This is a genomic window from Alloalcanivorax profundimaris (assembly GCF_015265435.1).
GTDB lineage: Bacteria > Pseudomonadota > Gammaproteobacteria > Pseudomonadales > Alcanivoracaceae > Alloalcanivorax > Alloalcanivorax profundimaris.
In genome coordinates this window covers 277,989-296,432 of record NZ_JABJWH010000010.1, presented here as the reverse complement: position 1 = coordinate 296,432, position 18,444 = coordinate 277,989, and the positions used below count along the sequence as shown (strand labels likewise).

Annotated in this window: 17 protein-coding genes and 2 tRNA genes; 10 read left to right on the top strand and 9 right to left on the bottom strand. The window is 65.9% G+C overall.

Annotated features, from left to right (window positions below):
* Positions 1-108: 108 nt before the first annotated feature.
* The 3 genes from HMJ39_RS07645 to dusA are packed head-to-tail and all read right to left on the bottom strand — an operon-like array spanning position 109 to position 2,568.
* The gene (locus HMJ39_RS07645; RefSeq protein ID WP_161385953.1) at positions 109-549 is read right to left on the bottom strand and encodes a tellurite resistance TerB family protein; all 441 of its coding nucleotides are present in this window, start codon (positions 547-549) and stop codon (positions 109-111) included.
* A complete protein-coding gene (locus tag HMJ39_RS07640) occupies positions 546-1,502 on the bottom strand; it encodes a transaldolase (protein ID WP_194296825.1) in 957 nt (318 codons plus the stop codon). Before HMJ39_RS07640 ends, HMJ39_RS07645 begins: the two co-directional genes overlap by 4 nt.
* A gap of 43 nt (positions 1,503-1,545) precedes the next feature.
* Positions 1,546-2,568, bottom strand: coding sequence for a tRNA dihydrouridine(20/20a) synthase DusA (gene dusA, locus HMJ39_RS07635; protein WP_194296824.1), 1,023 nt, complete (start codon positions 2,566-2,568; stop codon positions 1,546-1,548).
* A gap of 149 nt (positions 2,569-2,717) precedes the next feature.
* Here dusA and HMJ39_RS07630 point away from each other — a divergent pair, with 149 nt between their 5' ends.
* The 4 genes from HMJ39_RS07630 (at position 2,718) to HMJ39_RS07615 (ending at position 4,759) form a co-directional block, all read left to right on the top strand.
* The gene (locus HMJ39_RS07630) at positions 2,718-2,873 is read left to right on the top strand and encodes a DUF1328 domain-containing protein (RefSeq protein WP_161386007.1); all 156 of its coding nucleotides are present in this window, start codon (positions 2,718-2,720) and stop codon (positions 2,871-2,873) included.
* Positions 2,874-2,996: 123 nt separating this feature from the next.
* Positions 2,997-4,487, top strand: coding sequence for a glutamate--tRNA ligase (gene gltX, locus HMJ39_RS07625; protein WP_161386008.1), 1,491 nt, complete (start codon positions 2,997-2,999; stop codon positions 4,485-4,487).
* A 115-nt stretch (positions 4,488-4,602) separates the two neighbouring features.
* Positions 4,603-4,678, top strand: a tRNA-Ala gene (locus tag HMJ39_RS07620).
* A gap of 5 nt (positions 4,679-4,683) precedes the next feature.
* Positions 4,684-4,759, top strand: a tRNA-Glu gene (locus HMJ39_RS07615).
* A gap of 250 nt (positions 4,760-5,009) precedes the next feature.
* On the opposite strand, the gene HMJ39_RS07610 is transcribed toward HMJ39_RS07615, so the two are convergent.
* From HMJ39_RS07610 to HMJ39_RS07600, 3 genes are read right to left on the bottom strand one after another with little or no spacing between them, the layout of a single operon-like run.
* Entirely contained in the window at positions 5,010-5,792 is a 783-nt protein-coding gene (locus HMJ39_RS07610; protein WP_194296823.1) for a TIGR01458 family HAD-type hydrolase, read from the bottom strand.
* A gap of 39 nt (positions 5,793-5,831) precedes the next feature.
* Entirely contained in the window at positions 5,832-6,548 is a 717-nt protein-coding gene (locus HMJ39_RS07605) for an RES family NAD+ phosphorylase (RefSeq protein WP_194296822.1), read from the bottom strand.
* Positions 6,545-6,949, bottom strand: coding sequence for an MbcA/ParS/Xre antitoxin family protein (locus HMJ39_RS07600; RefSeq protein WP_194296821.1), 405 nt, complete (start codon positions 6,947-6,949; stop codon positions 6,545-6,547). Before HMJ39_RS07600 ends, HMJ39_RS07605 begins: the two co-directional genes overlap by 4 nt.
* Positions 6,950-7,115: 166 nt before the next feature.
* On the opposite strand from HMJ39_RS07600, the gene HMJ39_RS07595 reads away from it, so the two are divergent.
* Positions 7,116-8,126: an amidohydrolase family protein gene (locus tag HMJ39_RS07595; RefSeq protein WP_194296820.1), complete on the top strand. Its 1,011-nt coding sequence runs from the start codon at positions 7,116-7,118 to the stop codon at positions 8,124-8,126.
* On the opposite strand, the gene HMJ39_RS07590 is transcribed toward HMJ39_RS07595, so the two are convergent.
* The 3 genes from HMJ39_RS07590 to gltA form a co-directional block, all read right to left on the bottom strand.
* Positions 8,123-8,998 carry an NAD(P)-dependent oxidoreductase gene (locus HMJ39_RS07590; protein ID WP_161386141.1) on the bottom strand — a complete coding sequence of 292 codons (876 nt, stop codon included), beginning with the start codon at positions 8,996-8,998 and terminating at the stop codon, positions 8,123-8,125. The two genes, HMJ39_RS07595 and HMJ39_RS07590, sit on opposite strands and share 4 nt — an antisense overlap.
* Positions 8,999-9,002: 4 nt before the next feature.
* The gene (locus HMJ39_RS07585) at positions 9,003-10,079 is read right to left on the bottom strand and encodes an SMP-30/gluconolactonase/LRE family protein (protein WP_194296819.1); all 1,077 of its coding nucleotides are present in this window, start codon (positions 10,077-10,079) and stop codon (positions 9,003-9,005) included.
* A 112-nt stretch (positions 10,080-10,191) separates the two neighbouring features.
* A complete protein-coding gene (gene gltA / locus HMJ39_RS07580; RefSeq protein ID WP_161386143.1) occupies positions 10,192-11,478 on the bottom strand; it encodes a citrate synthase in 1,287 nt (428 codons plus the stop codon).
* Positions 11,479-12,048: 570 nt separating this feature from the next.
* Between gltA and sdhC the strand changes: the two genes are divergently transcribed.
* The 5 genes from sdhC (at position 12,049) to HMJ39_RS07555 (ending at position 18,440) form a co-directional block, all read left to right on the top strand.
* Positions 12,049-12,423 carry a succinate dehydrogenase, cytochrome b556 subunit gene (gene sdhC / locus HMJ39_RS07575; protein ID WP_161386144.1) on the top strand — a complete coding sequence of 125 codons (375 nt, stop codon included), beginning with the start codon at positions 12,049-12,051 and terminating at the stop codon, positions 12,421-12,423.
* A complete protein-coding gene (gene sdhD, locus HMJ39_RS07570) occupies positions 12,417-12,788 on the top strand; it encodes a succinate dehydrogenase, hydrophobic membrane anchor protein (RefSeq protein WP_161386145.1) in 372 nt (123 codons plus the stop codon). Before sdhC ends, sdhD begins: the two co-directional genes overlap by 7 nt.
* A 3-nt stretch (positions 12,789-12,791) precedes the next feature.
* Positions 12,792-14,567 carry a succinate dehydrogenase flavoprotein subunit gene (gene sdhA / locus HMJ39_RS07565; RefSeq protein ID WP_161386146.1) on the top strand — a complete coding sequence of 592 codons (1,776 nt, stop codon included), beginning with the start codon at positions 12,792-12,794 and terminating at the stop codon, positions 14,565-14,567.
* 15 nt (positions 14,568-14,582) lie between these two features.
* The gene (locus HMJ39_RS07560) at positions 14,583-15,299 is read left to right on the top strand and encodes a succinate dehydrogenase iron-sulfur subunit (RefSeq protein WP_161386147.1); all 717 of its coding nucleotides are present in this window, start codon (positions 14,583-14,585) and stop codon (positions 15,297-15,299) included.
* 306 nt (positions 15,300-15,605) lie between these two features.
* Entirely contained in the window at positions 15,606-18,440 is a 2,835-nt protein-coding gene (locus HMJ39_RS07555; protein WP_194296818.1) for a 2-oxoglutarate dehydrogenase E1 component, read from the top strand.
* The last annotated feature ends 4 nt before the right edge of the window (positions 18,441-18,444 follow it).

Below are 18,444 nucleotides of genomic sequence, written 5' to 3'. Positions count from 1 at the left end.
CCAGGGATGGATTCACGACGTTCCCGGAAGGGGGACCACGACGAGACGCGGCCCGGACAGGGTCACCTGCCTGCCGGCCGCCCCCCTTCCCGGAAAGCCCGGCGAGCCCTATTCCTCGCCCAGGGCGGCGAGCTTGCCGCGAATGAAATCGCCGTGGGAGACGTACAACAACTCGGAGACGCGGCGGATCAGCTGCTCCTCGTGCACGTCCGCCTTGCCATCGGCGGCGGCGATGGCCCACATGTCATAGATCAGCCGCACCCGGGTTTCCGGGTCCCAGCGCTCGCGCAGCGGACGGGTGAACTCGAACAGGTCCGTGGCCGCCTCCACGCGCTCGTGCAGCTCGCCGACGATGTCCTCCATCTCGCCCTCGTCCAGCCGCCAGTGGCGGCGCACCGCCTCCAGCAGCAAACGTTCTTCCTGTTCATCCACCTCGCCGTCGGTGCGCGCCACCTCCATGAGCAGGGCGGCGGCGGCGCGGTGCAAATCCCCGGTGGTGGTGTCGGTGGTGGTTTCCGTGGACGCAAACAGGCGGGCAAGCCATTTCACGCGGCGATCTCCTCCTCGGTGAGCAGTTGCTCCAGGGCCCGCTGGTCGGCGGCGAACCGGCGGATGCCGTCGCTGAGCAGATCGCAGGCCATGGGGTTCTCATTCAGGGACCAGCGAAAGGCCGCTTCGTTCACCGGCTGCCAGTCGCTGTCCGGTTCCACGGCGGCGGCATCCAGGCGCCGTTCCAGCTCGCCGGGGTCCTGGCCCAGCTCGTCCAGCAGCGCCGGGCTGATGGTGAGCCGGTCGCAGCCGGCCAGGGCCTCGATCTCGGCGGCGTTGCGGAAGCTGGCGCCCATCACGATGGTTTCCAGGCCACGGGCCTTGAGCAGCTGGAAAATGCGGCGCACGGACGTCACCCCCGGGTCCTGGTCGATGTGATTGATCTCCAGCCCCTGTTTCACGTGCCAGTCGCGGATGCGACCCACGAACGGCGAAATCAGGGTGGCGCCGGCTTCGGCGGCGGCCAGGGCCTGCTCCACGGAGAACACCAGGGTCAGGTTGCAATGGATGCCTTCCTCCTCCAGCACCCGGGCGGCCTGAATGCCTTCCCAGGTGGCGGCGGTCTTGATCAGCACCCGGTCATTGTCCACGCCCAGTTCCCGATACAGGGCCATCAGCCGGCGCGCTTTTTCCACCGTGGCCACCGGGTCGAACGACAGGCGGGCGTCCACTTCCGTGGAGACCAGGCCGGGGATGTGCTCCAGCACCGCCTGGCCGGCCACGCAGGCGAAGGCGTCGCAGCACCAGGCCAGGTCATCGCCATGGCCCATTTCCCGGGCCAGCTCGCGGGCCTCGTCGAGCAGGTGGCGGTAGCGTTCATCGCGGGCGGCGGCCAGCAGCAGCGAGGGGTTGGTGGTGGCGTCGTGGGGCCGCAGCTCGGCGATGCGGTCCAGGTCGCCGGTATCGGCCACCACCGTGGTCCATTGTTCCAGTTGTTCGCGTTTGCTCGTCATACAGCACCTTCCAATTGGTTTGCCCGCGGGATTTCCGAGGTGTTCAGGAGGCAGCATAGCCAAGGGCGCGCTCGCCCAAAAGGGCCAGGGCCTCTTCGTACACCCGGGGAGTGGCGTCCGCCTTGTGGGCGTTCTCGCTGAGATGGCGCCGATAGGCGCGGGCGCCGGGCACCGCCTGGAACAGATTGAGCGCGTGGCGCAGCACGTGCTTGGGATGCACGCCGGCGGCGTAGCGCCGCTCCAGATAGGGCAGGAACGCCTCCGCCACCGCCATGCGCTCCGGCGCCGGGCCGGGCTCGCCGAACACCCGCGTGTCCACGTCGGCCAGGAACCAGGGATTCATGTAGGCCTCGCGGCCCACCATCAGACCGTCCACCTGGCCCAGGTGGCCGAGCATGCCGTCGATGTCCTTGAGGCCGCCGTTGAGGATGATCTCCAGATGCGGGAAATCCTGTTTGATGGCGTAGGCGCGCTCGTAGATCAGCGGCGGAATGTCCCGGTTTTCCTTGGGCGACAGGCCGTCGAGAATCGCCTTGCGGGCATGAATGGTGAGGCTGCGGCAGCCGGCGTCGTCCATGTGGCCCACGAAGCGGTGCAGGAAGGCGTAGTCGTCCTGGTCATCGATGCCGATGCGGGTTTTCACCGTCACCGGCACCGAGGTGGCCGCCGCCATGGCCTCCACGCAGCGCGCCACCTGGTCCGGCTCCGCCATCAGCACGGCGCCGATCTTGCCCTGCTGCACCCGATCCGACGGACAGCCCACGTTCAGGTTGATCTCGTCGTAGCCGAAGTCCGCGCACACCCGCGCCGCCTCGGCGAGCTGCTCCGGGTCGCTGCCGCCCAGCTGCACCGCCAGCGGATGCTCGGCGGCGTCGAAGCCGAGCAGTTTTTCCCGGTCGCCGTGGATCACCGCCGGTGCCACCACCATCTCCGTGTAGAGCAGGGTGCGGCGCGTGATCAGCCGCGCCAGATAGCGGAAGTCACGGGTGGTGTAGGCCATCATCGGAGCAATGGACAGACGCCGTGACAACGGCGCGGGGGCGCTGAGAGAAGGGGTTTCGGACATGGCGGTATTATCGCACGGCGGCGGCGATCACGGAAAACCGCCAACGTAAAAAACCTCAACAATGGTATATTCGTGTAAAAGCGTCTTGCCGGTTTTTCCTGCTTTGTTTTTCATAGAATCACCGAAGACGATACAGGGAGAACAAAACCATGTTGGGATGGAGTCTGATTTTTCTGGTAGTCGCGATCATCGCCGGGGTACTGGGTTTTGGCGGCATCGCGGGCACGGCCGCCGGCATCGCGAAAATTCTGTTCGTGGTGTTCCTGGTAATCTGGATCATCAGCCTGGTGGTGGGACGCCGCTGACCGACTACCCGTCGCCGCCATCCGGCGGCGGCGTATGCTGATGGCGCCTGCGGCGCATGCTGATAAGAGGGCGCGTATCTTCTACAATACGCGCCTTTCTTATATTCCGGCCACGGAGTCAGCATGACCGTTCGTACCCGGGTGGCGCCTTCGCCCACCGGTGACCCCCATGTGGGCACCGCCTATATCGCCCTGTTCAACCTCTGCTATGCCCGCCAGCACGGCGGCCAGTTCATTCTGCGCATCGAGGACACCGACCAGAGCCGTTCCACGGACGCTTCGGAACAGGCGATCCTGGACTCCCTGCGCTGGCTGGGCCTGAACTGGGACGAGGGCCCGGACGTGGGCGGCCCCCACGGCCCCTACCGCCAGAGCGAGCGGGCCACGATCTACCGGGAACACGCCGAGCGGCTGCTGGCCGACGGCCACGCCTTCAAATGCTTCCGTACCGCCGAGGAGCTGGACGAGCTGCGCGCCGCTCTCAAGGAGGCCGGCGAGAACCGCGCCCTCAAACCCGAGGACCTGGAGCTGGACGCCGGCGAGCAGGCGCGCCGGGAAGAGCAGGGCGCGCCCTACGTGATCCGCATGCGCGTGCCCAAGGACGGCCGCTGCCCGGTGGAGGATCAGCTGCGCGGCACCGTGGAGCTGGACTGGGCCCTGGTGGACGCGCAGATTCTGTTGAAATCCGACGGCATGCCCACCTACCACCTGGCCAACGTGGTGGACGATCACCTGATGGGCATCACCCATGTGATTCGTGGCGAGGAGTGGCTCAACTCGGCGCCCAAGCACAAGCTGCTGTACCAGTACTTTGGTTGGGACATGCCGGTGCTGTGCCACATGCCGCTGCTGCGCAACCCGGACAAGTCCAAGCTGAGCAAGCGCAAGAACCCCACCAGCATCAACTTCTACCGCCGCATGGGCTATTTGCCGGAGGCGGTGGTGAACTACCTGGGCCGCATGGGCTGGTCCATGCCCGACGAGCGGGAACGCTTCACCCTGGACGAGATGCAGGCCGCCTTCGACATCCAGCGGGTGTCCCTGGGTGGGCCGGTGTTCGACGTGGAGAAGCTGAGCTGGCTCAACGGCCAGTGGCTGCGGGACCTCTCCGATGAGCAGTTCCTGCAGCAACTGGTGGACTGGGCCTTCAACCGTGACTACGCCATGAAGGTGCTGCCCCATGTGAAGCAACGGGTGGAAACCTTCGGCGAGGTGGTGGACAAGGCCGGTTTCTGCTTCGCCGGGCAGGTGAGCATCGGTGAAGCGGATTTCGAGCATCCCAAATACGACACCGACACCCAGAAGCGCTGGCTGCAGTTCTTCCTGTGGGCCTGCGAAGCGCAGCGCGACTGGACCCGGGACCGCTTGTTCGCCGACGCCAAGATCCTGGCGGACGCCATGGAGGTGAAGATCAAGGACTTCCTGTTCCCGGTGTTCGTGGCGGTGGCCGGCACCAGTGCCAGCTTCTCCGTGGTGGACAGCATGGAACTGCTCGGCTCGGACGTCAGCCGTGCCCGCCTGCGCCACGCCATCGAGGTGCTGGGCGGCGTTTCCAAGAAGCAGACCAAGAAGCTGGAAAAGGAATTCGGCTCACTTTTTCAACAAACCGGTTAAGGGATGAACAGACGGACACGCAACCGTCAAAAACCGCCGGAGAGTGCTTGACAGGTAAGGGCCGCTGCGTAAAATACGCGGCTCCACACAGGGCATGACCCGGTGGGACAAGTTTGGGGCCATAGCTCAGCTGGGAGAGCGCAACACTGGCAGTGTTGAGGTCGGCGGTTCGATCCCGCCTGGCTCCACCAAAAACGTCCCCTTCGTCTAGTGGCCTAGGACACCGCCCTTTCACGGCGGTAACAGGGGTTCGACTCCCCTAGGGGACGCCAAACAAAAAGGCCCCGGCTCGACAGAGCCGGGGCCTTTTTGTTTGGCGTTTCACCTCTGGGGGGTGAGCCGCGACCGAAGCACCGCTTCGCAGCGCGGCGAACGCCCGGCCAGGGATGGCCGGGCCGGGCGTCCTGGAGAGCATAATGTCTCGCCAGGGACGGCCGCTCCGACGTTTTCAGCGGCCTGATATCGCGACTGAAGCGGAGCGCCGCCCGGTCGCTCCTACCGCGCTATTCGAGGCATGAAGGCTCAGTGGCGCGTCGCCCCTTTGCCCAGCACCCGCGCCACGGCGCCCCCGATGTCCGCCTCCAGCCAGAACGTTCCCCGAATCCCGTCTTCATCGCCGGGCCGGTATTTCCCGGTCTTCACCAGACAGCCTTGCAGCCCGGCGTCCAGGGCCCCCTGAACGTCGCTGGCGGCGTCGTCGCCGATCATCATCACCCGGTCCGCGGGCAGGCCGAGGCTGTCCACGGCCTGGTCGAAAAAGGCCCGGGCGGGTTTGCCGGTGACCGTGGCGGTGCGGTGGGCGGCGTACTCCAGGGCCCGCACGAAGGGGCCAGCGTCCAGGTGCAGGCCGTCGTCCAGCTGGAAGTGCCGGTTCACGCCCATGGCCACCAGTTCGGCGCCGTCGTGCAGCAAGCGAAAGGCCCGGTCCAGGTTGGGGTAGGTGAAGTCGTCCCCGGCGTCGCCGATCAGCACCGCGTCCGGGTCGTCGCCGGGCAGGTCACTGAAATCGTCGCGCAGATCCGGGTGGATCAGGCACCAGGGGCGGAAACCGCGCGCCTTGAGCCAGTCGTGGGCGGCGCGGGGCGCGGTGAACAGCTCGTCCGGGTCGATCCGGAAGCCCCGTTGTCGAAGGTCGTCGAGCAGTTGCGCATGGCTTCGCCGGGAGGTGTTGGTGACGAAGCGCGCCGGCAGGCCGGCGTCGCGCAGGCGCCGCAGGGCGTCCTGGGCTCCGGGCAGGGCGCGGGTGCCCTGATAGAGCACCCCGGACAGGTCCAGCAGCAGGGCATCGGGTGGCGTATCGGACATGATGGCGGCGACCCCGGGTCGCTGAAGGGAGCTTTCAGCCTAGGCGCCCGCGCCGCCGCCGGCAAGGCGCCGGATGGTCAGCACATGGGCGATCTTCTCGCCGTCCCACACGTACTCATAGTGGGTGGCCGGGGTCACGGCCTCGATCAGATGGGGGGAGAGCAGGGCGAAACACAGAGCGCGCTGGTGGCGCACGGAGCCGTAGGCCAGGCCGTGTTCGTCGGCGTCGCGCAGGGTCCGGCCCAGTCGCCGGGCGGCGCTGTAATCGTCCGGATCGTGCCAGCCGCGATCGTCCCGGTAGGGGGTGTGGATGTCGCGCAGCCGGGCGCTGAAGCGTACCCGCAGCCCGCGCATCACGATGCGGTCGTACTTCAGGCCGGTCACATTGCGGAAATAGCGTTCCTGGTGATAGCGGGTTTCGGCGATGGCGGTGGCCATGCGCTCGGCGCAGTAGAACACGCCGTAGTCGCCGTCGGAGAAGCGCGAGCCCTGGGGGCTCAGGTGCACGAAGGGGCCGAGCGCGTAGTTGCAGCCGGGAATGCCCCAGGGGCGGCGGGCTTCCGGCACCCGGTGCAGTTCGCCCACCTGCATCTGCAGGCGCGGATTGGTGAGCGCCTGGACCGCGTAGAGGGCGTCGAAATCGCCCTGGTCGGCGACGTCGTCGAAAATATGGATCGGCGGGTACTTGCCGTTGACCAGCCGGTAGGCGTCCTGGTGCCGGCAATCGCGCACGGGCAGGGCCGACCGCTCGCTCACCACTGGCCTCCGCGCAGGCTGTCGAGCTGGCGATGCACCTCGTAGAGGCTGGCCACCCGGCCGTTGCTCATCACGTCCATGGGGCTGGCTCCGTTAAAGAAGGGGTTGTGGTTGGGCAGCCGCACGAAGCCGTAGACGTTTTCCCGGTTGCCGAACAGGGTGCGCAGCGCCTGGTGGATATTGAGCAGATAGCTCAGCCGCTCCAGCAGATCGTTGCCGATGCGGGCGCTGTCCGGGCGGCTCTGGTATTTGTGCAGGGTGGAGCGCCCGACACCGAGCAGCGCCATCTTTTCCTTTTCGCTGCATTCCCAGTGGTCGAGCAGGCGCAGCACGGCGCGCAGGGCGGCGTGGCGGGCGCGGTCGTCGAGCGGCTGGTCGGGGGGCGCGATGGCCGGTTGCATGGCGTAAACCTCCTGAATGTTTTGTCCATGATAAACAGATAGCCGAAATAATGTCCACAAATGGACATGCCGACTGTGAAAAACTGTTCAATCCGCCCGCCGGCGGGAAACCCGAGGGCGCCGGCCCGGTCCCTGTATCCATTACCAGGAGCGACGGAGAAGGGAAGTGCGCGCATTGTTATGGCTGGTGTTGCTGGCCAGCGGCCCGCTTTGGGCCCGGGAATACGCCTGGGTGGATGCCCATCTGCATTACGTGGATTTCATGCAGGAGAGCGATGGCGCCGACGCCATGTTCGAGGCCATGGACGAGGCCGGGGTGGAGCAGGCCTGGTTGTTCGGCCTGCCGGTGGTCAAGAAATGGGAGCAGAACGCGCCGCGCCGGCCGCGCTATTATCTGGGCGACGAGGCGCCGCTGTACTATTACAGCGCCACCGACGACATCGTCGCCCAGGCGATTCTGGCCCTGCCGGAGGAGAAACGGCGGCGGCTGGTGCCGTTCATCAGCGGCTTCAACCCCACCGATCTCAACGCCGCCCGCCAGGTGGAGCGATTGATCGAGCGCTACCCGGGCCTGTGGCGGGGCATCGGCGAAGTGATCACCCGCCATGACGATCTCACCGCCCTGACCAAGGGCGAAACGCCACGGGCCAATCACCCGGCCCTGATGAAGGTTTACGCGGTGGCCGGTCGCCACGACCTGCCGGTGTTGCTGCACAGCAATCTGACCTCGCTGCGCGAGGAGACGCCGATCTATCTGGAGGAACTGGAGGCGGCGCTTCAGGCCCACCCGGAGACCCGCTTCGTGCTCGCCCACGCCGGCACCAGCGGCGGCGTGGAGAAACGCCAGGCGCCGCTGAAAACCCTGCCGGCGATCATCCGCGCTCTGCTCGACCGCTACGACAACCTCTACGTGGATCTGTCCTGGAGCGTGCGCGAGCACTATCTGCTGGACGACGGCGAGCCGCGTTCGGTGTGGCTGTCATTGATCGAGGATCACCCGGAGCGCTTCACCCTGGGCACCGATCTGGTGGGCCATTTCGACAGCATGGAGAAGATTCTGGACGCCTACCGGCCGTTGCTGGACGCCTTGCCCGAGGAGGCCGCCCGGGCCCTGGCCCGGGACAATGCCCGGGCGCTGGTGCCGGAGCGGGGCGCGATGCCGGCGGAGGACGGTTAACCCTTGTCCCGGCGCAGGCGGCGCAGCAGGCTGGAGGTGTCCCAGCGGCCGCCGCCCATGGCCTGGACTTCCTTGTAGAACTCGTTGATCAGGGCGGTGGCCGGCAGACTGGTGCCCTGGCGGGTGGCTTCCGCCAGGCAGATGTCCAGGTCCTTGCGCATCCAGTCCACCGCGAAGCCGTGGTCGTAGTCGTCGGCGAGCATGGTCCGGTGGCGGTTGACCAGCTGCCAGGAGCCGCCGGCGCCGGCGCCGATCACCTGCATGGCCTTCTCCGCGTCCAGGCCGGCGTCACGGGCGAAGGAGAGGGCTTCCGCCACCCCTTCGATGACGCTGGCCACGCAGATCTGGTTGGCCATTTTGGTGAGCTGGCCCTGGCCCACCGGGCCCATGTGCACGACGCTCTTGCCGTAGTGGTCGAGCACCGGCGCGAGCCGTTCGAAGGTGACCTCGTCGGCGCCGCACATGATCGACAGCTGGCCGTTTTCCGCCCCCTGCTGGCCGCCGGACACCGGCGCGTCCATGAAGCGCCCGCCTTTTTCCCGGCAGGCGGCGTCCAGGGTCTCGGCCATGGCGGCGCTGGCGGTGGTGTGATCCACCAGCACGGATTCCGCGCTCAGGCCGTGCACGGCCCCGTTGTCTTCCACGGTGACCTGATGGAGGTCGTTGTCGTTGCCCACGCACACGAACACGAATTCGGCGCCACGGGCGGCGAGGGCGGGGGTGCGTGCCTGCCGGCCGCCGTATTCCTCCACCCAGCGGCGGGCCTTGTCCTCGCTGCGGTTGTAGACGGTGACGTCGAATCCGGCCCGGGCCAGATGCCCGGCCATGGGGTAGCCCATGTTGCCGAGGCCGATAAAGGCGGCGGTGGTCATAGCGTTACTCCTCGGTGGCGGTGAGCGGAAGCACGGCGAAGCTGTCGCGGGTCAGGCTGCCCAGGTAGAGGCGCTGGCCGCGCTGTTCCACGCTGGTGATGGGCGCGAAGGCGCCCTCGGCGCGGTGCTGCAGGTTGTGCGTGACGCGGCCCTGCTCGTCCAGGCCCAGCACGAAGGCGTGGCGGGCCGGTTGCGGCTGCATGAAGGCCGGCAGGCGGAACACCACCTTGCGCAGCAGGGGCTTGTCGGCCATGGCGTCCAGGGCGGCGTTGCGGGGCGCGAACAGGGCCACCCAGAAGGTGCCGTCGCCGTTGCCGGAAACGCCGTCCGGAATGCCCGGCAGATTCTCGAAGAAGACCTCATGCTGGCCGGCGCGCTCGCCGCGCAGCCAGTAACGCAGCACGTTGTAGCTGCCGGTCTGGGTGACCACCACGAAATCCTCGTCCCGGGACAGGGCCACGCCGTTGGCGAACTGCAGGCCGTCGATGAGCACCGTGGTGGAGCCGGAGGCCGGGTCGAACTTGAGGAAGCGACCGTGACCGCCGTGCTCGATGATGTCGTCCCGGGCGTGCATGGCCGGGCCGAACTTGCTGGAGGCGTCGGTGAAATAGATGGTGCCGTCGGAGGCCACGTCCACATCGTCGGTGAAACGGAAGGGCACGCCGTCGGCGCCGTCGGTGAGCACCTCGACGCGCCCGGAGCCCGGGTTCACGCGCAGCAGGCCACGGTAGCCGTCGGCCACCACCAGGCTGCCGTCCGGGGCGAAATCCAGGCCCAGGGGACGGCCCTGGGTGTTGGCGATCAGGTCCGGGTTCTCGCCGCGGGCGTCGAAGCGCACCAGGCGGCCGTCCTCGAAGCCCACATAGAGGTTGCCGTTGTCGTCGATGGCCACGTCCTCGGGGCCGGTGCCGTGGCCGGCGGCCAGCCGCCGCGCCGACGCCAGCCGGTCGTTGACCGCGTAATCGCCCTCCAGGGCGGGTGCCCGCGGCGCGTCCCACGCTACCGGCTCGATGGGCACGGGCCAGAACAGCAGGTAGGCGGCCAGGACCGCGACGATCAGCAGGGCGATGATTTTTTTCATTGTGATTTCCTATGGGCCTGATGCAAAAAAACAGGCCAAAAGTGTAGGTACTCCACCGCCATAAAAAAAGGCCGCCCGGAGGCGGCCTTTTCGTCGATCGGCGTTCGGGCGCTCAGTCGCGCTCGTTGAGCGGCTCCATGGAGCGCTCGGTCTCGCCGGTGTAGAGCTGGCGGGGACGGCCGATCTTGTAAGGGTTGGAGATCATCTCGTTCCAGTGCGCGATCCAGCCCACGGTGCGGGACAGGGCGAAGATCACGGTGAACATGGAGGTCGGGATGCCAATCGCCTTGAGGATGATGCCGGAGTAGAAGTCCACGTTCGGGAACAGCTTCTTCTCCTTGAAGTAGGGGTCGTTCAGGGCGATCTCTTCCAGCTTCATGGCCAGTTCGAGCTTGGGATCGTTGATGCCCAGCTCGTTGAGCACCTCGTGACAGGACTCGCGCATCACGGTGGCGCGCGGGTCGTAGTTCTTGTACACGCGGTGGCCGAAGCCCATCAGCTTGAAGGGGTCGTTCTTGTCCTTCGCCTTGGCGACGTAGGTCTCGATCTGGCTGATGTCGCCGATCTCGTCGAGCATGTTCAGCACCGCCTCGTTGGCGCCGCCGTGGGCGGGGCCCCACAGAGCGGAGATGCCGGCGGCGATGCAGGCGAACGGGTTGGCGCCGGAGGAGCCCGCCAGGCGCACCGTGGAGGTGGAGGCGTTCTGCTCGTGGTCGGCGTGGAGGATGAAAATCTTGTCCATGGCCCGCGCCAGAGTGGGGCTGACCTGGGTTTCCTCGCACGGATTGCCGAACATCATGTGCAGGAAGTTCTCCGCGTAGCCGAGATCGTTACGCGGGTACATCAGCGGCTGGCCGAGGCCGTACTTGTAGCACATGGCCGCGATGGTGGGCATCTTCGCGATCAGCCGGAAGGCGGTGACCTCGCGGTGCTCGGCGTTGGTGATGTCCAGTGAGTCGTGGTAGAAGGCGGACAGGGCGCCGACCACGCCGCACATGATCGCCATGGGATGGGCGTCACGGCGGAAGCCGTTGAAGAAATTGCGAATCTGCTCGTGCACCATGGTGTGGTTCTTCACGGTGCCGACGAATGCCTCTTTCTGCTCGGCATTGGGCAGTTCGCCATTGAGCAGCAGGTAGCACACCTCAAGGTAATCGGACTTGGCGGCCAGTTCCTCGATGGAGTAGCCCCGGTGCAGCAGCTTGCCGGCTTCACCGTCGATATAGGTGATCTTGGATTCGCAGGAGGCGGTGGACGTAAAGCCCGGGTCGAAGGTAAACAGGCCGTTGGCGGTCAGGGAGGAAACGTCGATCTCTTCGCGGCCCAGGGTGGGCGTCAGGATCGGCAATTCCAGATCGTCGCGGCCCTCTACCTTGAGAATGGCTTTCTTCTCGGTCATGGGAATTTCTCCTCGGTGAATAGAGGTACGCCTCCGGGGCGCCGGCCAATGCAGGGTATCGGCCGCGGGTCCCGGCGGGGAAGGTCCTCCAGAGCGCGGGGGACGTTAAAGTTTTGGTGGGTCTTTGTCAACGAGAAGCCGGCCCGGCGCGGGCGCCACTTTTCCAGGGTAAACAGCGTATTAGCGCGCACCGTTCCGGGGCGTCGACGCCCGCCGTCAGCCCGCCGCCGGGCAAAGGGCTTTGGAAAACAAGCGATTAAGCGCCACCCGCTAAAATCGCCGTCGCGTCTTCACGGTGCCACCACCGGCGCGGTGGCTAATATAAAAGTCGCAGTTTCGCGTTTGTTTTGCCGCAGGCGCGGCGATATACTGCCGCCCGCGACGAAGCCTCCACCCGACGCGCCCCGGACCCGCCGGCCCGGCGTGGCACGGTTCAGGCTTCAGTGGGCTCCAACCCCGGCCCGGGCAGCATCGGCCTCTCCACCCAAGCGTTCCGACGCCGCCGGTGATGCCAAGTTCCCGACAACCGCTCCGGCGTGCCGCCGGAGCCCGGCAAAAGTGTAGGCTACCGTGAACGATAAGAGACCCGTTAACCTCGATCTGACGACGATCAAGTTCCCGGTCACCGCCATTGCGTCCATCACCCACCGTATCACCGGCGTGGCCATTTTCGTGGCCCTGCCCGTGTTGCTGTGGATGATGGATCGCTCCCTGGCGTCTCCGGAGAGCTTTGCGGACCTGAAACAGCTGATGACCTCGCCCCTGGCCAAGCTGGTGCTGTGGGCCATTCTCGCCTTTATTTCCTACCACCTGGTGGCCGGTATCCGCCACCTGATCATGGATGCGGGCGTGGGTGAGACCCTGGAAGGCGGCCGCCGTGGCGCCACCGCCACGTTCATCATCACCGCGGTACTGATTGTATTGGCAGGAGCCTGGGTATGGTAACGAGCGTAACGAGCCTGGGCCGCAACGGCCTTTATGACTGGCTGATTCAACGTGTGTCCGCCGTGGTGATCGCTCTGTACGTGATCGGCATGGTGGGCTTTCTGGTCTGCAGCGGCGATCTGGACTACGGCACCTGGAGCGCCTTCATGGGTTCCACGCCGATGCGGATCGCCAACACCCTGATGCTGTTCTCCGTGGCCGCCCATACCTGGATCGGCCTGTGGAGTGTAACCACCGACTATCTGACCGGCATGACCTTCGGCAAAGCCGCCACCGGCGTGCGCCTGGTCGTGCAGATGGCCATCGCGCTGCTGCTGCTGGTCTACATCCTGTGGGGTCTGCTGATGATCTGGGGAGGCGCATAATCCATGTCCATTCGTACCATCACCTTTGACGCGATCGTCGTTGGCGGCGGGGGGGCGGGCATGCGTGCTTCCCTGCAAATGGCCCAGTCCGGTTTCAAGACCGCGCTGATTTCCAAGGTATTCCCGACCCGGTCGCACACCGTGTCCGCCCAGGGCGGCATCACCTGCGCGATCGCCTCCGCCGATCCCAATGACGATTGGCGCTGGCACATGTACGACACCGTCAAGGGCTCCGATTACATCGGTGACCAGGACGCCATCGAATATATGTGCCAGGTGGGCCCGGAAGCGGTGTTCGAGCTGGACCACATGGGCCTGCCGTTCTCGCGCACCGAGGAAGGCCGCATCTACCAGCGTCCGTTCGGCGGCCAGTCCAAGAACTTCGGCGAGGGCGGCCAGGCGGCGCGCACCTGCGCGGCGGCGGACCGCACCGGTCACGCCCTGCTGCACACCCTCTACCAGCAGAACCTGAAGAACGGCACCCAGTTCTATAATGAATGGTACGCCGCCGAGCTGGTGAAGGACGCCGACGAGAACGTTTGCGGCGTGATCGCCTTCTCCATCGAGACCGGCGAGACCGTGTTCTTCAAGGCCAAGGCCACGGTGTTCGCCACCGGCGGCTCCGGGCGCATCTACTCGTCCACCACCAACGCCCTGATCAACACCGGCGACGGCGTGGGCATGGCCCTGCGCGCCGGCGTGCCGGTCCAGGACATCGAGATGTGGCAGTTCCACCCCACCGGCATCGCCGGCGCCGGCGTGCTGGTGACCGAGGGCTGCCGGGGCGAGGGCGGTTACCTGATCAACAAGGACGGCGAGCGCTTCATGGAGCGCTACGCGCCCAACGCCAAGGACCTGGCGTCCCGCGACGTGGTGGCGCGCTCCATGATGATGGAGATCCTGGATGGCCGTGGCGACGGCCCCGAGGGCGATTACGTCTACCTGAAGCTCGACCACCTGGGCGAGGAGGTGCTGCACAGCCGCCTGCCGGGCATCTGTGAGCTGGCCATCACCTTCGCCGGCACCGACCCGGTCAAGGAGCCCATTCCGGTGGTGCCCACCTGCCACTATATGATGGGCGGCATTCCCACCAATGTTCATGGTCAGGCGCTGAGAATGAGCGGCGGCCACGAGGGCGAGGACCAGGTTGTTAACGGTTTGTTCGCGGTGGGCGAGGTAGCCTGTGTGTCCGTGCACGGCGCCAACCGTCTGGGCGGCAACTCGCTGCTCGACCTGGTGGTGTTCGGCCGCGCCGCCGGCCTCTACATCGAGGACGCGCTGCGCCAGGGCATGACCCAGTACGAGCCCAGCGACGACGACATCGACGCCGCGCTGGCCCGGGTCAACCGCTGGAACGACTCCAAGGACGGCGAATCCGTCGCCAGCCTGCGCAAGGAGTTGCAGAGCACCATGCAGAACCACTTCGGTGTGTTCCGCAAGGGCGACCTGATGGAAGAGGGCGTGGAGAAGCTCGCCAAGCTGCGCGAGCGCATCGCCAACGCCCATCTGGAGGACAAGAGCAGCGCCTTCAACACCGCCCGCGTGGAAGCGCTGGAGCTCGACAATCTGCTGGAAGTGGCGGAAGCCACCGCCATCGCCGCCTCCAACCGTACCGAAAGCCGCGGCGCCCACTCGCGCTACGACTTCCCGGACCGGGACGACGAGAACTGGCTGTGCCACTCCATCTACGATCCCAAGACCAAGCAGCTGGGCAAGCGCGACGTGAACTTCGAGCCGAAGACCGTCGACACCTTCCAGCCCAAGGTCCGGACCTACTAACGGAGACGTGTAGCCATGAAAGTCAGTGTTTACCGCTACAATCCGGAGACCGACCGCGAACCGAGCATGAAGGAGTACGAGGTCGAGACCAACGGCAAGGATCTGATGGTGCTCGAGGTCCTCAACCTCCTCAAGGAGCAGGATCCCTCCCTGGCGTTCCGTCGCTCCTGCCGCGAGGGCGTGTGCGGTTCCGACGGCATGAACATCAACGGCAAGAACGGTCTCGCCTGCATCACCCCGCTGTCGGAAGTGGCGCCGGGCGTGAAGGAAGGCAAGAAGCCGCTGGTGCTGCGGCCGCTGCCCGGCCTGCCGGTGGTCCGTGATCTGGTCGTGGACATGGGCGTGTTCTATCAGCAGTACGAGAAGGTGCAGCCCTACCTGCAGAACGAGTCCCCGGCGCCCGCCATCGAGCGCCTGCAGACCCCGGAAGACCGCGCCAAGCTGGACGGCCTGTACGAGTGCATTTTGTGCGCGTGCTGCTCCACCAGCTGCCCGAGTTTCTGGTGGAACCCGGACAAGTTCCTGGGGCCGGCGGCCCTGTTGCAGAGCTACCGCTTCCTGGCGGACAGCCGCGACGACGCCACCGAGCAGCGCCTGTCCCGGCTGGACGACCCGTTCAGCCTGTTCCGCTGCCACGGCATCATGAACTGCGTGAGTGTCTGTCCGAAGGGGCTCAACCCCACCCGGGCGATCGGCCACATCCGGTCCATGCTCCTGGAACGGGGCGTGTAAGACGCGAAAGGCGGCCCTCGGGCCGCCTTTTTTGTGTCCGGCACCCGCTAATTTGTATCCGAATGCGACCAGGCCGGGAAATGGGTTCGACCTTGGTCTCGTGGTGCCTAACAATAGCACCGCAAACGTAATACAATACGGGGCGATTCCGGCAACCCCGGAGTCGCGACAGCAGGGTGGGGACGGTGCTTAAAAGGCGCCGTTTCCGTAAACAGCGATAAGCACGGGTAACAGGGTCGCGGCCCTGTGGACAGAAGCATGCATGCCCACAGGCGTGACGTTCGCCCGGCTAAGGAACGAGCGACGATGCAAGACAGTTCCATGTACCGCCAATGGCAGTCCTCCCATATCGGGGGCGCCAACGCGGCCTATGTTGATGAACTGTACGAATCCTACCTGACCGATCCCAACTCCGTGCCGGAAGACTGGCGCGCCTACTTCGAGAAACTCCCCAGCGTCAACGGCGCGGTGGAATCCGACGTACCCCACTCGGCGGTGCGCGAGCATTTCCTCCTGGAAGCCAAGAACCGTTCCCGGGTCCAGAAAATGGGCGCCAGCGCGGTGAGCTCCGAGCATGAGCGCCGTCAGGTGCGGGTGTTGCACCTGATCGCCGCCTACCGCAACCGTGGCCACCAGGTGGCCAAGCTCGATCCCCTGGGGATCATGGAGCGCGAGGCGGTGCAGGACCTGGAGCTGGCCCATCACGGTCTCAGCAAATCCGATCTGGACACCGTGTTCCAGACCGGCAATCTGTTTCTGGGCAAGCCGGAAGCCACGCTGCGCGAGATCGTCGACTGCCTGAAGGGCACCTATTGCTCCACGGTCGGCGCCGAGTACATGCACATCGTCAACACCGCCGAGAAGCGCTGGCTTCAACAGCGGCTGGAAGGCGTGCGCAGCCACCCGCAATACGGCGCTGACATCAAGCAGCACATTCTCGAGCGCCTGACCGCCGCCGAGGGCCTGGAAAAATACCTGGGCAGTCGCTATCCCGGTACCAAGCGCTTCGGTCTTGAAGGCGGCGAATCGATGATCCCGCTGATGGACGAGATGATCCAGCGGGTGGGCAGCTACGGCGCCAAGGAGCTGGTGATCGGCATGGCCCACCGCGGCCGCCTCAATCTGCTGGTCAATATCCTGGGCAAGAGCCCGCGGGATCTGTTCGGCGAGTTCGAGGGCAAGAGCTTCAACGAGAACGGCTCCGGCGACGTCAAGTATCACCAGGGCTTCTCGTCCAACGTGCAGACCTCCGGCGGCGAGGTGCACCTGGCGCTGGCGTTCAACCCCTCCCACCTGGAGATCGTCTCTCCGGTGGTGGAAGGTTCCGTGCGCGCCCGCCAGGACCGCCGTGACGACAGCGGCGGCGACCAGGTGGTGCCGATCCTGATTCACGGTGACGCCGCCTTCGCCGGCCAGGGCGTGGTGATGGAAACCTTCCAGATGTCCCAGACCCGGGGCTACCACACCGGCGGCACCCTGCATGTGATCGTCAACAACCAGGTGGGCTTCACCACCAGCCGCCGCGACGACGCGCGCTCCACCGAGTATTGCACCGACGTGGCGAAAATGGTCCAGGCGCCGATCTTCCACGTCAACGCGGACGATCCGGAAGCGGTCTACTTCGTCACCCAGCTGGCGGTGGACTACCGGATGCAGTTCAAGAAGGACGTGGTCATCGACCTGATCTGCTACCGCCGCGCCGGGCACAACGAGGCCGACGAACCGTCCTCCACCCAGCCGCTGATGTACAAGAAGATCAAGTCGCACCCGTCCAGCCGCAGCCTGTACGCGGAGCGTCTGATCAACGAACAGGTGTTGTCCGAGCAGGACGCCCAGAAGATGGTGGACGACTACCGGGATGCCCTGGACGAGGGCAACCACGTGGTCAAGTCCCTGGTGCGCGAGCCCAACAAGGCGCTGTTCGTGGACTGGTCCCCCTACATCGGCCACGACGTGGAGGATGACTGGGACACCGGCTACCCGCTCAGCAAGCTGCAGGATCTGGCCAACCGGCTGGAGACCGTGCCCGAGGGGCTGGTGGTGCAGCGCCAGGTGAAGAAGATCCTGGAAGACCGGCGCAAGATGACCGCCGGCGCCATGCCCATCAACTGGGGCTACGGCGAGACCCTGGCCTACGCCACTCTGGTCGACCAGGGCGTGATGGTGCGCCTTACCGGCCAGGACTCCGGCCGTGGCACCTTCTCCCACCGCCACGCGGTCCTGCACAACCAGAAGAACGGCGAACACTATGTCCCGCTGCAACACCTCTACGAGGGGCAGCCGCGCTACGACATCTACGACTCGCTGCTCTCCGAGGAAGCGGTGCTGGGCTTCGAGTACGGCTACGCCACCACCACGCCCAAGGCGCTGATTCTCTGGGAAGCCCAGTTCGGTGACTTCGCCAACGGCGCCCAGGTGGTGATCGACCAGTTCATCTCCTCCGGCGAGGCCAAGTGGGGCCGTCTCTGCGGCCTCGGCCTGCTGCTGCCCCACGGCTACGAAGGGCAGGGCCCGGAGCATTCCTCCGCGCGTCTGGAGCGCTTCCTGCAGATGTGCGCCGAGCACAACATGCAGGTCTGCGTGCCCACCACGCCGGCGCAGATTTTCCATCTGCTGCGCCGCCAGGCGGTGCGCCCGCTGCGCAAGCCGCTGGTGGTGATGACGCCCAAGAGCCTGCTGCGCCACAAACGCGCCACTTCCTCCCTGGAGGACCTGGCGGAGGGCCGCTTCCAGACCGTGATCGGCGAGCACGCCGACCTGGACGCCAAGGGCGTCAAGCGGGTGGTGATGTGCTCCGGCAAGGTCTACTACGACCTGCTGGAAAAACGGGAAAGCGACGATCTGAACGATACCGCCATCGTGCGCATCGAACAGCTCTATCCGTTCCCGGAAAAACGTCTCACCGAGATCCTGGAGCGCTACCCGAACCTGGAGACGCTGGTGTGGTGTCAGGAAGAGCCCATGAACCAGGGCGCCTGGTTCAGCACTCAGCACCATTTCCTGCGCGTGGCGAAGGCGGTGGGCAAGACGACCGTGCATTACGCGGGCCGCGAAATGGCGGCCGCGCCGGCGGCGGGCTCCATGTCCCTGCACGTGGAACAGCAGCAGCGTCTGGTGGAAGACGCATTCCAGATCAAATGAGCGA